10 protein-coding genes are annotated in these 14,387 nt (G+C 42.9%); 3 read left to right on the top strand and 7 right to left on the bottom strand.

The window, feature by feature from the left end; translation table 11 throughout:
- Positions 1-29: 29 nt before the first annotated feature.
- A complete protein-coding gene (recO, locus tag AAEY72_RS08520; RefSeq protein WP_352310204.1) occupies positions 30-800 on the top strand; it encodes a DNA repair protein RecO in 771 nt (256 codons plus the stop codon).
- Between the two features lie 42 nt (positions 801-842).
- Here the strand turns inward: recO and AAEY72_RS08515 are convergent, their stop codons facing one another.
- Positions 843-1,481 carry a GspH/FimT family pseudopilin gene (locus AAEY72_RS08515; protein WP_352310203.1) on the bottom strand — a complete coding sequence of 213 codons (639 nt, stop codon included), beginning with the start codon at positions 1,479-1,481 and terminating at the stop codon, positions 843-845.
- 669 nt (positions 1,482-2,150) lie between these two features.
- On the opposite strand from AAEY72_RS08515, the gene AAEY72_RS08510 reads away from it, so the two are divergent.
- Both AAEY72_RS08510 and typA read left to right on the top strand, forming a co-directional pair.
- On the top strand, positions 2,151-3,449 hold the full coding sequence (locus AAEY72_RS08510) for an OmpA family protein (RefSeq protein ID WP_194620831.1): 1,299 nt from the start codon (positions 2,151-2,153) through the stop codon (positions 3,447-3,449).
- A 357-nt stretch (positions 3,450-3,806) separates the two neighbouring features.
- Positions 3,807-5,654, top strand: a complete 1,848-nt coding sequence (gene typA, locus AAEY72_RS08505) for a translational GTPase TypA (RefSeq protein WP_010201777.1) — start codon at positions 3,807-3,809, stop codon at positions 5,652-5,654.
- 170 nt (positions 5,655-5,824) lie between these two features.
- Here typA and AAEY72_RS08500 read toward each other — a convergent pair whose 3' ends face one another.
- From AAEY72_RS08500 to cysM, 6 genes are all read right to left on the bottom strand, one after another.
- Entirely contained in the window at positions 5,825-6,265 is a 441-nt protein-coding gene (locus AAEY72_RS08500) for a hypothetical protein (protein WP_352310202.1), read from the bottom strand.
- Between the two features lie 307 nt (positions 6,266-6,572).
- Positions 6,573-7,523, bottom strand: a complete 951-nt coding sequence (gene mutM, locus AAEY72_RS08495) for a bifunctional DNA-formamidopyrimidine glycosylase/DNA-(apurinic or apyrimidinic site) lyase (protein ID WP_194620879.1) — start codon at positions 7,521-7,523, stop codon at positions 6,573-6,575.
- A gap of 63 nt (positions 7,524-7,586) precedes the next feature.
- A complete protein-coding gene (locus tag AAEY72_RS08490) occupies positions 7,587-10,139 on the bottom strand; it encodes a RelA/SpoT family protein (protein ID WP_010201773.1) in 2,553 nt (850 codons plus the stop codon).
- Between the two features lie 397 nt (positions 10,140-10,536).
- Positions 10,537-12,078, bottom strand: a complete 1,542-nt coding sequence (gene rlmD, locus AAEY72_RS08485; RefSeq protein WP_352310201.1) for a 23S rRNA (uracil(1939)-C(5))-methyltransferase RlmD — start codon at positions 12,076-12,078, stop codon at positions 10,537-10,539.
- Between the two features lie 68 nt (positions 12,079-12,146).
- Positions 12,147-12,971 carry a 3'-5' exonuclease gene (locus AAEY72_RS08480; protein WP_189582692.1) on the bottom strand — a complete coding sequence of 275 codons (825 nt, stop codon included), beginning with the start codon at positions 12,969-12,971 and terminating at the stop codon, positions 12,147-12,149.
- A gap of 24 nt (positions 12,972-12,995) precedes the next feature.
- Complete coding sequence (gene cysM / locus AAEY72_RS08475; protein ID WP_352310200.1) at positions 12,996-13,967, bottom strand: cysteine synthase CysM; 972 nt, start codon at positions 13,965-13,967, stop codon at positions 12,996-12,998.
- Between the last annotated feature and the right edge of the window lie 420 nt (positions 13,968-14,387).

The following is a 14,387-nucleotide window of genomic DNA, read 5'->3' as shown; positions in this document are numbered from 1 at the left end:
TTTTATAATCAGCGCTGAGGTAATGATAGATGCGTAATGAAGCATTGATTGGTTATTTGTTACACCAGCGCCCTTACCAAGAAAAACGTGCCTTATACTATTTATTTTCTCAGCAGCATGGTGTCATACATGGGATTGGTAAAAAAGGCGCGCCTTTATTTATGCCTTTACAACTGTTTGCCACGGGTAAGCGGGATTTAAAGACATTCAGTCAGATTAATATTGCACCTCAGCACGTCGTACAGACAGACGTGCTTCCAGAAGACGATGCCGCGAAAACGTTAAAAGCCGTTCCCTACGAAAACATCACTGGTCAACATCAATACGCTGCCTTATATCTAAACGAAATACTATGGCGCTTATTGCCCACTGAAGATCCGATGCCAAAACTATGGCAACATTACCAAGACAGTTTAGATAGGTTAAAACAGCCATTAACGGCTAATGAGCTGCGCTTGTGTTTGCGGCAGTTTGAGCAGTATCTATTTAACGAATTGGGTTTTGCCTTGACACTAACGCAGGATAATGTTCAAGATAGTATCGAGCCTCAGAGTATTTATCGATTCTTACCCGATGCCGGTTTGGTGCCGGTTGTGCAAGGTGATTTTTTAGAAAGTGCTGATATGGGGCGAGCAGTTTTTGAGGGCAGTGAGATAGTGATGATGGTGGAGCAAGGAATAAGCGATGTCACACTTAATGCTTGGTCGCGTTTGTATCGACAACTGATTGACCACCTCCTAGATTATCAGCCGCTACAAAGTCGCTTGCTTTGGCAGCAGCAACAGCGCTATCAGTTATAGCTAAAGCATGAAAAAATTTAAAAGCTTTAACCTCAAAGCATGTCAGTCACCACACCCAGTCGGATGGCTGTCATTAGGCTTAAAAGTAATATTGGCGCCTTGACTGAATGATATTTGATACATAGCTTGGCTGTATGTTGAGTTTGCACAGTACTTAAAATGACCGAAATGCCCGCGTGGTTTACCGCTATTACCATAGAATCTGACGTAACGACGTTTTCCTGCACGTAGATGCAAGGTGCCATATTTGGGATTCAGGTTTTGTGTTTCTAACAACTCGTCTGTCCCTTTATCAAAATGCTGATTATCGTTGTTATCTACAAAGAGCAACAAGGTTTTATTGCTGTTCTTATGACATAAACCATTGCCATCCGACAAACACACTAATAAGTTTTGGCGACGAATGACACTTTCCGCTTTCGCTAATTTTAGCGTGTCTGTTATTCCGTACCTGATACGCTGAGCTTCCATGCGTGCCAATTGTGTCAAGATAGCGGGTGCGGCAATCATCATGATAATTGCTAATACTGCTACGGTCACCATAAGCTCTATTAATGTAAAGCCATTTTGATATGAGTATTTAAAAACGCGCTTATTGAGTGTGGATTTCTCGTTTAAGATAGTCTGTTCAGTGCTTATAGAGCAAATCTTTGGCGCTTGCATCATGACGGTGGAACTCATAAGCTTATTTCTACCCAAAACCAATTTAAGTAAACTAAATGCAGATAGTTGTTGGTAATTTGACGACATTTTATATACTATAGCCATAGGATTATTACTTGTAACAAATAATGTATTTGACACTTTGTCAGAATGAATGTGACCAATACCTGTGATTAAGCCTCATAAATATTTTTGTTAAGAATATTTAGGTTCCTGGGATATTAATCACTCTATGTACTCATCACTTTAGCCAAAGATAAAAAATTAGATTAATGTTTGTTATTACAATATAAACAGAATATATGTCTACTGTCAAAAAATGTTTCAATTAGTGAATAGGTAGTTTTAACAATAGAGAAAAAGTACCAGTTGTATTAAAATACCCTTAACCAAAAGAGACACTTCGGTTGAAAGTCTATTGCGAACTCATACACAAAAGGCAAAAAACGTAAGGTGTGTTTGTTCTCAGTAACTTAAGCTGGCTATTGTGTTTTAGTTACGACATTATCGTGTAATAATGTGTAGCTCGTTAACGAAAAAAGTTGTAAACTGAATCGATAATCGCTAAGCTACTTCTAAATTAGTTTTGCTTTGTCATTTAAAATTCGTAAAAGATGTCTATTCTGGAGCATCTTGAGAAGTGGTTTTGCTTAACGCATCACTAAAATTATCCTTTGGAGGAAGTCCATGAAATTGAATAAAATCGCTCTAGCTCTGGTTGCCGTAGCAGCTGCGCCTCTAGCAGCTAACGCTGGCGTTACTATTAGCCCATTGTTACTTGGTTATCACATGGTTGATGACGAATTCAGTGATACAGCTGACAAACAGCGTGAAATCCTACGTACTGGTAAAAACCTTTATGAAGATGCCAATGGCAATCAAATCGGTGACGGCTCACGTGGTAACAGCAACGGCGGCATCGCTAAAGAAAGTGGTCTATATACTGGTGCTGCACTAGGTATCGAATTAACTCCTTCTACTCAGTTCCAAGTAGAGTATGGTGTGTCAAACACGAATGGCGAAGCGTCTGAAGATTCTGCAGATGCTGGTATCAACCGTTTTGACGTTGAACAAACCATGATCTCTGGTAACTTCTTAATCGGTACTGAAGAATTTACTGGTTATACTGATGGCGCACTTAAGCCTTATGTATTAGTTGGTGCCGGTCAGTCTAAAATCGAAGTAGAAAACCAAGAGCGTTACATTGCTTCTAATGGCGACACGGTTGACGCTGGTACTGAAGTATCAAGCTCAAAAGACACTATCGGTAACCTAGGTCTAGGTGCTATGTATCGCATCAACGACGCGTTAAGCCTACGTGGTGAAGCTCGTGCGATTCATAACTTCGACAACAACTGGTGGGAAGGCATGGCTCTAGCCGGTCTAGAAGTTGTACTTGGTGGCCATTTAGCACCTACAGTAGCTGTTCCTCCAATGGAAGAGCCTATGGTTGATACTGCACCAATCGTTGTTGTTGAATCTGATCTTGATTCTGACGGCGATGGCGTACCTGATAGCATCGATGCATGCCCAGGCACTCCAATGAATGTTGTTGTTGATGAGCGTGGTTGCCCAGTACCAGTAGATATTACTGACGAACTGAAAATGGAACTTCGTGTATTCTTTGATAACGATAAATCAGCTATCAAAAACCAGTACAAGCCTGAAATCGCTAAAGTAGCAGAGAAGATGCGTGAGTATCCTAACTCAACTGCACGCGTAGAAGGTCATGCTTCTAAAACTGGTCCTTCAGCACGTTATAACCAACGTCTGTCTGAAGCCCGTGCTGTTGCTGTGAAATCTATGTTGACTAACGAATTTGGTATTGCTCCAAACCGTCTATCAACAGTTGGTTATGGTTATGACCAACCAATCGCACCAAACGACACTGAAGAAGGTCGCGCTATGAACCGTCGTGTTTATGCCATCATTACTGGTGACAAAACTATGACTGTTGAACAAACTAAAGATATGGTTGTTCAGTAAATAATAGCTAGATAGTTATCTTCTAAGTTATATCGTTACAAAAAAAGCTACCCAATGGGTGGCTTTTTTTTATTTATGTACTGAGAAAAGTAAGTTATTACATAAATTTATCGTGCAATAATGTTATACTATCGACCCAAACACTTTGTAGATTGACAAAGTGTACATTAGCATAGCTATCTGTACGATGGATTTTCCAGCATAGGTATTTGATTTTACTACTATTAATTAAATGAATTCACCTATTGTGTACTCATTTACAAGTCCTGTAGTCATATCTCTCTGGTTGATGGTAAAAGTTTATCCAGCGGTGCTTACTGCTACTGCATTTTTTTTAAGACGAAAAGAGCATTTTATATGGCGAACGATATCAAACACCTGCGTAACATCGCAATTATTGCCCACGTTGATCACGGTAAGACAACTTTGGTTGATAAACTATTACATCAATCTGGCACTTTTGGCGATCGTGCAAACATTGCTGAACGTGCAATGGATTCAGGCGATATTGAGCAAGAACGTGGCATTACCATTTTGGCTAAAAACACAGCTATCCGCTGGACAGATAAATCTTCGGATACAGAGTATCGTATCAACATCGTTGACACCCCAGGTCACGCCGATTTTGGTGGTGAAGTTGAGCGTGTCATGTCGATGGTTGACTGCGTACTTCTAGTGGTTGATGCTGTTGATGGTCCAATGCCACAGACTCGTTTCGTAACGCAAAAAGCGTTCGAGCAAGGTCTAAAGCCTATTGTTGTTATCAACAAAATTGACCGTCCTGGTTCGCGTCCTGATTGGGTAATGGATCAAATTTTTGATTTGTTCGATAACCTAGGCGCAACTGATGAGCAGCTTGATTTCCCAGTTGTTTATGCATCAGCATTGAATGGTATTGCAGGCTTAGAAGCTGATGATTTAGCTGATGATATGACGCCACTGTTCAAAACAATCGTTGATGTTGTGCAGCCACCACAAGTGGATGCAGATGCACCGTTCCGCATGCAAATCTCAAGCCTTGACTTCAATAGCTTCGTTGGTGTCATCGGTATTGGTCGTATCCAGCGTGGTAAAGTTAAACTTAATACGCAAGTAACTGTTATTGATAAGCATGGCAACACGCGTAATGGCCGTATTCTAAAAATCATGGGCTATCATGGTCTTGATCGTATTGATGTTGAAGATGCACAAGCTGGTGATATCGTTTGTATCACTGGTATTGATGCACTTAATATCTCAGATACGATTTGTGATCCAGCTAACGTTGAAGCATTACCAGCACTAACGGTTGATGAACCAACCGTATCAATGAACTTCCAAGTAAACAACTCACCGTTCGCTGGTCGTGATGGTAAGTTTGTGACTTCACGTAATATTCGTGAGCGTCTTGAGCGTGAATTGATTCATAACGTTGCACTACGTGTAGAAGACACTGAGTCTCCTGATAAATTTAAAGTATCAGGTCGCGGTGAGCTTCATTTATCTGTACTAATCGAAAACATGCGCCGTGAAGGTTTTGAGATGGGTGTTTCAGGCCCAGAAGTTATCGTTAAAGAAGTTGACGGTAAACTACAAGAGCCGTATGAAAACGTTGTGTTCGATATTGAAGATGAGCATCAAGGTTCTATCATGGAGCAGGTTGGTCTACGCAAAGGCGAGATGACTAACATGGAACTTGATGGCAAAGGTCGTATGCGTATTGAAGCAACTATGCCAGCACGTGGTTTGATCGGTTTCCGTTCTGAATTCTTGACCTTAACATCAGGTTCAGGAATCATGACGTCAAGCTTCTCACATTATGGTCCACAGAAAATTGGTGATGTTGGTGGCCGCTCTAACGGTGTACTCGTTTCTATGGCTAAAGGCGTTTGCCTAGGCTTTGCATTGTTCAACTTGCAAAAGCGCGGTAAATTATTCGCTGAGCCGCAGCTTGAAGTATATGAAGGTATGATCGTTGGTCTTAACTCACGTAACGATGATATGGCTGTTAACCCAACGACTGCTAAACAGTTAACTAACGTTCGCGCTAGTGGTACTGATGAAGCATTAACGTTGACTCCAGCAGTTAAGTTTACGCTTGAACAAGCACTTGAGTTCATCCAAGATGACGAATTGGTTGAAGTAACACCTAAAGCGATTCGTCTACGTAAGCGTTACTTGACTGAAAGTGAGCGTAAGCGTCATGGTCGTAAGAAAGGTGCTTAGTAGCTTATATTAGTACCAATAAATTTATAAAAAAAAGGCTAACATCATGTTAGCCTTTTTTATTGTCGGTCTATAAGTCATTGTTGGTAGTAATTAGACAGTGTTGAAATAAATTTGAATATTTAGCAGATGCTCATCTTGTAGAATGATCGCTTGATGGAGTGATTGTCTTAAGGGGTAACTATCACATAATCATTTGTATTGATCAAAATCTCTGATGGTTGGTCAACGACAATACGTACGATATTGTTATTGCTGACTTGTGACTTATAGTAGTTGTCTTCGGCAACCGTACAGCCTAAGCACCGTCCCATCGCATCCCAAGGCTCTACAAATAGCTTCTGCTGAGCTTGATCAGCGTTACCACCGATTAGAGAAAAAGGGAGGCTGACAATATAAGCTGCCGTACCAGCCACAGCAGTCACTAAACCCAGTGGCTTGCCAACGATGGTATCTACTGCCATAGTGCCATAAGAAGGCCCAAAGTCATCTTCATCTATTTCTATCGCTGCCAAAGCAGGTTGCATACTGGCCACAATCAAGCTTACGCTTGTAATCAGGGTAAAAATTTTGCGCTTGACGGTGCGCTGTGTATGGGCTTTAACAGTCATAATGATATCCTAAAACTCGTAAGCAGTATAATGGATGGCTGCTGCTATTTTCATACAGAGACAACTTCCCTATACGAGCAATGCGGCAACGATAAATAGATTAATTATTACAGATAAATAAATGGTTTGCACTATTTATGTAAGCTCTTTCACTATTAAAGCAAGACGTAGGCCAATAAGCAACAAAAATGCGTGCGATACAGCTACTGTAATCATCAATCTTACTCACCTTAAAAAATATTTTCTACTGTATCGGTGAGGCTTGATAACATTAATACTTATCAAGTATGTCGTAGCATTTTACTTACTACGCTAGGGGCTGGCAGTCGGGGCAGTAAACGCTAGCACGTCCATTTAGCTTGATATTTTCTAGCGTCGTTTGACAGTGGGGACAAGCTTCACCCTGTCTACCATAGACATTTAGAGTCTGTTGAAAATATCCGGTTTGCCCGCTAGCGACCGTGAAATCTCGTAAGGTCGAGCCACCAAGCGCTATCGCTTTTTGTAGAATGGTTTTAATATGATCGACCAAAATAACAATATCATCATACGATAATTGATGAGCAGGGGTCGCAGGATGAATCCCTGATAGATACAGGCTTTCGGTCGCGTATATATTGCCAACGCCAACGACCACTTGCTGTTCCATAATGACGGATTTGATAGCTCGCATGATTGGCCGCTTTTTCGATTTTGCTTTACTCGCTGTTTTTTTACCAGCCGTAGTTTCAATGGCGGTTTTATCAGATAGATCCGTGCGTTGGATGAGCTGATACAAGTAATCAGCAGTGAATTCCTCTGATAAAGGCTCAGCACCCAAGTGATCTAACAGCTTAGCACCATAATCCTCATGCCACAGCACCGAGCCAAAGCGTCTAGGATCATGATAGTGTAATTGTATTTGCTTTTTATCAGTGCTACCAAATACCATCACCAAATGGTCATGTTTTCGCTTCTCTGTACCCTTACTGTGCTGCTGTAAACTACCGGACATACCCAAATGAATGAGAAGTTGCCGCGGTGCCAATGTAGCAAGCTCAGTAGTAGCGTTATTCTTAGATAAGGGCGGTAAGAAATTTAATATCAAATACTTTGCTCGTCGCTCGATGCTGCCTAAGGTATAACCATCCAAGGCATCTAAATCGTCAGGCATAGACCAGCGCAGCTTTGGCTGGAATACTTTTACATCAATCACTTGTTGCCCCAATAGAGGGGTTAAGCTGGTTTTGGTTGTTTCTACTTCAGGCAATTCAGGCATAGTGTTTTTGGTAATAACTCGATTATTAAATGGATAGGTTTGCACAAAGCCTTAGCATTTTACTTAAGCAACCGCACGCCGTGCATGTAATATGCCATGCTGCTGTTCAAGTTTGGCTAAGAGTTTGGACAAATGCGCCAATCCTGACACCTCAATATGAAACTTTAAAAAGGCAATATTGTCATCATTGCTCAGGGTCTCAACTTGACGAATATTGACATTTTCTTTGTCAATAATTTGAGTTAAGTCGCGCAACAATCCACGTCTATCATAAGCTTCTACATGAATGTCTACGGGTTGGTAACGACCTGATTTTACGCGCCAAGCAGCATCTATCTGGCGCTCAGGGTCACGTTCAATAAGGCGCAAATATTCTGGACAGCCCCGATTATGCACACTAACGCCGCGTGACAAAGTGATGTAACCTGCAATCGGCTCACCGTGTACAGGATGACAACAGCCTGCTAAGTTGACTTCGATATTGTCCAGACCGTCGATATGAATTTTATAGGCATCAATTTTGCCAGCATCTCTAGCATCGACACTGGGTGTGAAATCTTCCTCAGGTCTCTCTGGCTCTAAGTGTAGCTGACGAGAGATATGGCTGGTCAGCTGGTTTAGGCTGATATCACCTGTGACCAAACCAACAATGACGTCGTCTGTATTATTGACGTGAAAAAACTGAGTGTAATCATTTAAATCAATACTGTTGGGGTGGACGGATAAACGCTCCAACTCTTTACTCAGCATGTGCCGACCGATCTCAATATTTTTGTCGCGGTCTTGCTTGTTAAACCATTGACGCAGCTTTGAGCGTGCTCGATTGGTATGAATATAACCGAGTGAGGCAACCAGCCAATCACGATTGGGCTCGCGAGAAGCTTTGGTAATAATCTCAACTTGCTCACCAGTTTTGAGCTGATAAGTCAAAGGCACATAGCGTTGATTGACCCGAGCGGCTTGCGCACGGTTACCGACTTGGGTATGTACATAGTAGGCAAAATCAAGGACGGTCGCGCCTTTCGGAAGTTCGGTAATATCACCATCACGACTAAAGATATAAATGCGCTCAAGCTCATCAAAATCAACCAGTTGCTCTTCTTCATCGAACTCTATTTCTTCTAGCTCATCACCGGTCAGCATGGACGAACGTGGCTGATTGCGTGTTTCATTATTGATAGAAAGTAGTTGACGCAGTGAGCTAATTCTCTGGTTGAGATAGTTGTCTTTTTTGTTTTTTAGCCCTTCTTTGTAATTGACATGCGCGCACATGCCAAGCTCAGCCTCAAAATGCATCTCATGGGTACGAATCTGTACTTCAAGCGATTTGTTTTCGGCAATCACCGCCGTGTGCAGCGAGCGATAGCCATTTGATTTAGGATTGGTAATATAGTCATCAAACTGTTCAGGGATATAGCGCCACAGACCGTGTACCAATCCTAAAACGTGGTAACAGTCGGAAGGATTGGTCACTAACACACGCAGCGCACGAATATCATAAAGCTGATCGAAAGATAAGCCTTTGAGCTTCATTTTTCGATAAATAGAATAGATGTGCTTGACGCGTCCTGACACTTCACCCGCGATATCTGCTTCCGCCAAGGCTTCATTGAGCTTATCTTGCACGCGCTGAATATAAGACTCACGTTCGCTGCGTTTTTCTGACAATAGCTTGGCTATTTCTTTATAACGCTCAGGGGCGAGATATCGAAAGGCGAGGTCTTCAAGCTCCCATTTTAGTTGGGCGATACCCAATCTATGGGCCAGTGGCGCATAGATCGTCATAACCTCACGTGCCACTCGATTTTGCCGCTCTAAGTGAGAAAAGGTCAATTCGCGCATGGCGAAGGTACGTTCAGCCAGCTTGATCAGTACTACACGCACGTCATTGGTGACGGATATGAGCATGCTATAGATGTTTGATAATTGGTCACGTTGATTGTTTACGAAGTGATCTTCTAAGCGTTTGTTACTTTCGATAATTTCCGACAGTTTACCCATTGCCAAAGTATCTTTGACCAAGGTGGATATGTCTTTGCCAAATTTTTGCTCAATTTCAGTCAGACTGATGATTGATTTTCGGGCACTACGATAGAGCATTGCAGCAACCAGCGCATCTTCATCTTGATAGAGGTAGGTCAATATATCGGTCATACCAATACCAGTGACATAAGCACCGGAGCGCTCAGATTCGCTGGTATTCATATGACTACGGATAAAGTCACAGGCAGCGCTGAGGTTGGGCACAGACTCTTGGCCGATACGCTTGGCCACGTTATCTAACCACGCAGGTACATCAATATTGGCATTGTCTAGATCGATTGCTTCAAGCTCCTCTTCTGAGAGAATATGAGCATCATCTAAAAGCTGGTTGTCCAAATACTCATTTTCAAGATTTGGGTCATGACTGTGGTAAGCATGCTGTGCAGAGCGATCAAAAGTCGTATGCAGCTTATGAGTGGCCAGTTGGTATTTGATATCGAGTGGAATTTGAGCATAGCTATTAGCAGACTGATGAGAGCGTTGACTCGCAACCAGTTGTGCCGCTAACGTCGCACTGTCGGCTTGTGTGGTCTGTCCATCTACCAACGGTAATCCTTCACGAATTTTTACCATAGCCGACTCCTCTTAGCTATTTCGAATTGATTATAACCTCATCTACTACGTACGAAACCCAAACTTATACAATATATAAGTGGGCAACTAGAAATCAATACAGCCGCTAAAAATCCATTTTTAGCAGCCATAGAGTTGTACGTAGAATATGTAAGATTATGAGTGTTAATAACTGCTGTATGCTGATTAAATAAGCATAGAAAGAACGACTATTATTATCTCATTTTAAGACGACAAATCAAGAGAGGCTCTGTAATGCTCATGTCACTATGATTAACATATCGATTAACATATCGGCTACTTTAATAGCATACTTTGACCTAATTTATGAATAGGCAAAATGTGTTGATAGTATGCCTAGTAACTCATACGATGACATATGCGAAAAAAATCAATGTTAATTAGTGACCTTTTCAAAGCGCGCAATAGACTCAACATGTCCAGTATGGCAAAACATATCCATTACGCCAGCATGAGTCAGACGGTAGCCTTGCTCTAACAATGCTTTTGTATCTCGGGCGAGCGTTGCAGGGTTGCAAGAGACATAGACAATACGCTCGGCGTTAAACTTCGGTAGATACTGCATAATCTCCCACGCGCCAGAACGAGGCGGATCGATCAATAGCGCATCAAAGCCTTGGTTGGCCCAAGGCTTATCAGTACAGTCTTGCGTTAAGTCTTGGCTATAGAATTCAGTGTTATTTATACCATTACGACGTGCATTGTCAGCGGCGCGTGCGGTCATTGCCTCGCTACCTTCAACACCGACGACAGAGCCAGTCTCGCCAACCAATCGTGCCAATGGCAAGCTAAAGTTACCCAAACCACTGAATAAATCAAGCACTCGTTCACCGGCTTTTAGGTCTAATAAATCACAAGCAAGTTTGGTCATCTGACGGTTCACCGATAGATTAACTTGGGTGAAATCTGTTGGGATAAATTCAAAAGTAAGGTCGTACTCTGGCAGTTGGTAATACAAACGTCCAAATTTCTGACTCAGGTCATCAGCATCCGTCAAGGCGATACGCTGGATGCTGTCAACGCCTTTCGATTGTAAATAAAGCTGCCAATTGCGCGCGGCAAAAAACACCTTTAGCTTCTCTACATCAGCATCAGATAACGGCGCTAAGTTACGCACAATGAGGGCGACTGGCTGTTTGCCATCTGGTAGGTCTGGCATCTCTTCACCCATCGCCAATTCAAGCTGGGCAATCTTGTCACGGCTTTCTAGAGTGCTGATAAGAGTTTTTAAGTTTTCAAGCTCAAAGCCAATACGAGGATCTAGAATATGACACTCATTTAGCTCAGCCAAAAAGTTACTTGAGCGTTCACGAAAGCCCACCAAGGCGGTTTCTTTTTTGGTCACATAACGCACACCCATTCTTGCTTTGGTGCGATAACCAAGGCGATCACCGATTACAGGTGCTAGCCAATGATCGGGCTCGGCTTTGGCTTGATGCATCAGCATTTCAGCAAGGACAGACTGCTTAAAATTAATCTGGGCATCTGGCTGCCAATGCTGCAAGTTACAGCCACCACAGACACCGAAGTGCGGGCAGGGCGGTACCACACGTTCAGGATTTGGGTTGGCAGTGATGCTGATCGCGTCACCTTCCTCAAAGCTGGTTCGGCTATTGGTAAGCTTGACCAAAGCGCTTTCACCCGGCAAAGCAAAGCTGACAAAGACTTTTTTACCATGCTTGTCTACGGCATGACCTTCTGCTTCACCTAAGCCATTGCCATATACTGCCACTCCGCGACCATCATGTGACAACCCATCAATATTGAAAGGTAAAGGTTCAGCTTCTTTTAGACGGCGACGGGTCTTTGATGACGGTTTGGATTTTTTCTTGTTAGGCGGGATGGTAATGGTTTGGGTATCGTTCGCCTGCAGCGTTGCATCAGCTGCGGTAGATGTTTTTGAATCGGTGGGTTGCATAAACCTGCCTTAAATAAATAATAAATAACTAAAAAGGTGAGTACGGAGATTGGTACAACGAATCATGCTTATACTGACGGCGTAAATGACCAATCAGCAATAAACTCTTGATGACGTGCACTGCCATCGGCTTGGGTATATTTTGCTAGATAGTCATGGCTTTGCTGCTGCCAAGCATCAAAATCTTGTGAGGACAGTTGACCCGTTAAACGCAGCCAGCGCAGATAGATTAGCCAGGTATTCATCACGTCAGACTCGCAATAAATAGACAGCGTCTGCCAATCATCATTGCTGACAAGATCGCCAACCATACTGCCATCGACACTGGTTTTGCCGGGAAGTCCATACAAGCTTGCGACGATATCCATCGCTTCGCGGCGACTGGCACCGTATTGGCTAAATCTGTCCATCAAATCAAGATGGCGAGTATGGAAGCGATTGACATAATTATCAAAGCGCATGTTTTTGATGCGTTCGCCTTCCTCAAACAGCCATGGTGCTGAAAGGTCATACTGCATGGCGCGGTAAATCAATACCGGAATATCAAAACCTGAACCATTCCAGCTGATCAGCTGCGGTAATTTTTCAATGTCACTAAACGCTCGAAAGAATTTAACGAGAATTTCCTTTTCGCTGAACTTATCTGCAGTCAACGAAAACAACGACAACTTGCCATCTTTTATATATAACGCTGAAATACAAACAATACGTTGCAGCGGCAAACGCATAAAATCGTGCCCAGCCTCTTGTGTACGTAGCGCTGTCAATGCGCTCAGTGCGTCCGCATCATTTAGATCGGCCAGCTGCGGGTAAATACGGCGCGCGGCAGCTGTATCCGCGACAGTTTCAATATCAAAGACCAATATAGGGTCGGAGGGTAGGGCATGTGACATAGATAAACCTAATTAATTTCGAGATTATGGTGCTGCGTTGTCTACGCTGTCATCGACACTATCATCGACACTATACAGCCCCGTCGATAAATAACGGTCTCCACGATCACAGACAATAAAGGCGATAACGGCATCAGGATTTTCTTTAGCCACCTGTACGGCAGCCCATGCAGCGGCGCCTGAAGATACCCCAGCGAAGATACCTTCGGTTTTGGCCAGTTTGCGCATATAAACTTCAGCGATATGTTGGTCGATATCCATCACTTCATCGACCAAGTCTGCATCAAAAATACCTGGCATATAAGCGGCAGGCCAACGGCGGATACCGGCAATAGACGCTTCTTCGTCAGGTTGCAGACCGATGATTTTGATCGCTGGGTTTTGTTCTTTTAAGTATTGTGAGACACCAGTAATGGTGCCAGTCGTGCCCATCGAGCTAATAAAGTGGGTTATTTTACCCGCAGTTTGCGCCCATAGCTCAGGGCCAGTCGTTAGATAATGGGCTTGTCTGTTATCGAGGTTATTAAACTGATCTAAGACGATGCCTTTGCCATCCGTTTGCATCTGCAATGCCAAATCACGCGCCGCTTCCATACCTTCGTCCACTTCAATCAACGTCGCACCATAAGCAATCATGGCGTCTTTGCGCTCTTGAGTCGAATTGGTCGGCATCAGTAGGGTGATCGGGTAGCCACGCATCGCAGCGACCATAGCCAAAGCAATGCCTGTATTGCCACTGGTGGCTTCAATCAGCATATCTCCAGGCTTTATGTCGCCGCGCTGTTCTGCTTGATAAATCATATTAAAAGCAGGACGGTCTTTGACAGAGCCAGCAGGATTATTGCCCTCAAGTTTGGCGAGCAAAACCGCACCGTTTGTAATGTGCTCCTGCTCAGGTAGACGCTGAAGTTTCACCAATGGTGTTTGACCGACGCAATCGGCAAGGGCAGTCACTTGCGTGATAAAGTTGGCATTTGACGTGGTCGTCGTGGACATAAGGTATCCTTATTGGTTTTTTAGAGGACAATTTATTTAATATTAGGTATTTTTTAGAGCGTTATTCATTTAACAGTCGTCTGAAGCACCGCGTTTTAAATAACGGCTTGCTGATTAACACACTGTTGTTATCGTCCAACAATCGCTTGAGACCATCCCTATAAATTCTGAGACTGCTACTATAAAGGTTGTTACTCAATCGTCAGCCAGTCAATTAGTGCGAGGGTCGTAATTACGCCGTTAATCTGGTCATATGACGAGGTATAAATGATGACAAATAAAAAGTTGCGTCATTATATCATTTTGTTTTCAGCCGCGCTGATGACATCAGGTATTATTGGTAAATGCATTGCTACTGATATTAAAGACTTGAACATGGATACTGTCAAAATTATTAATGGATAGAGGTTCTCTCGTAGG

Origin of the sequence: Psychrobacter sp. W2-37-MNA-CIBAN-0211, from assembly GCF_040309405.1 — a bacterium.
In the GTDB taxonomy this organism is placed as follows: Bacteria; Pseudomonadota; Gammaproteobacteria; order Pseudomonadales; family Moraxellaceae; genus Psychrobacter; species Psychrobacter glaciei.
This window is presented reverse-complemented; position numbering and strand designations above follow the sequence as displayed.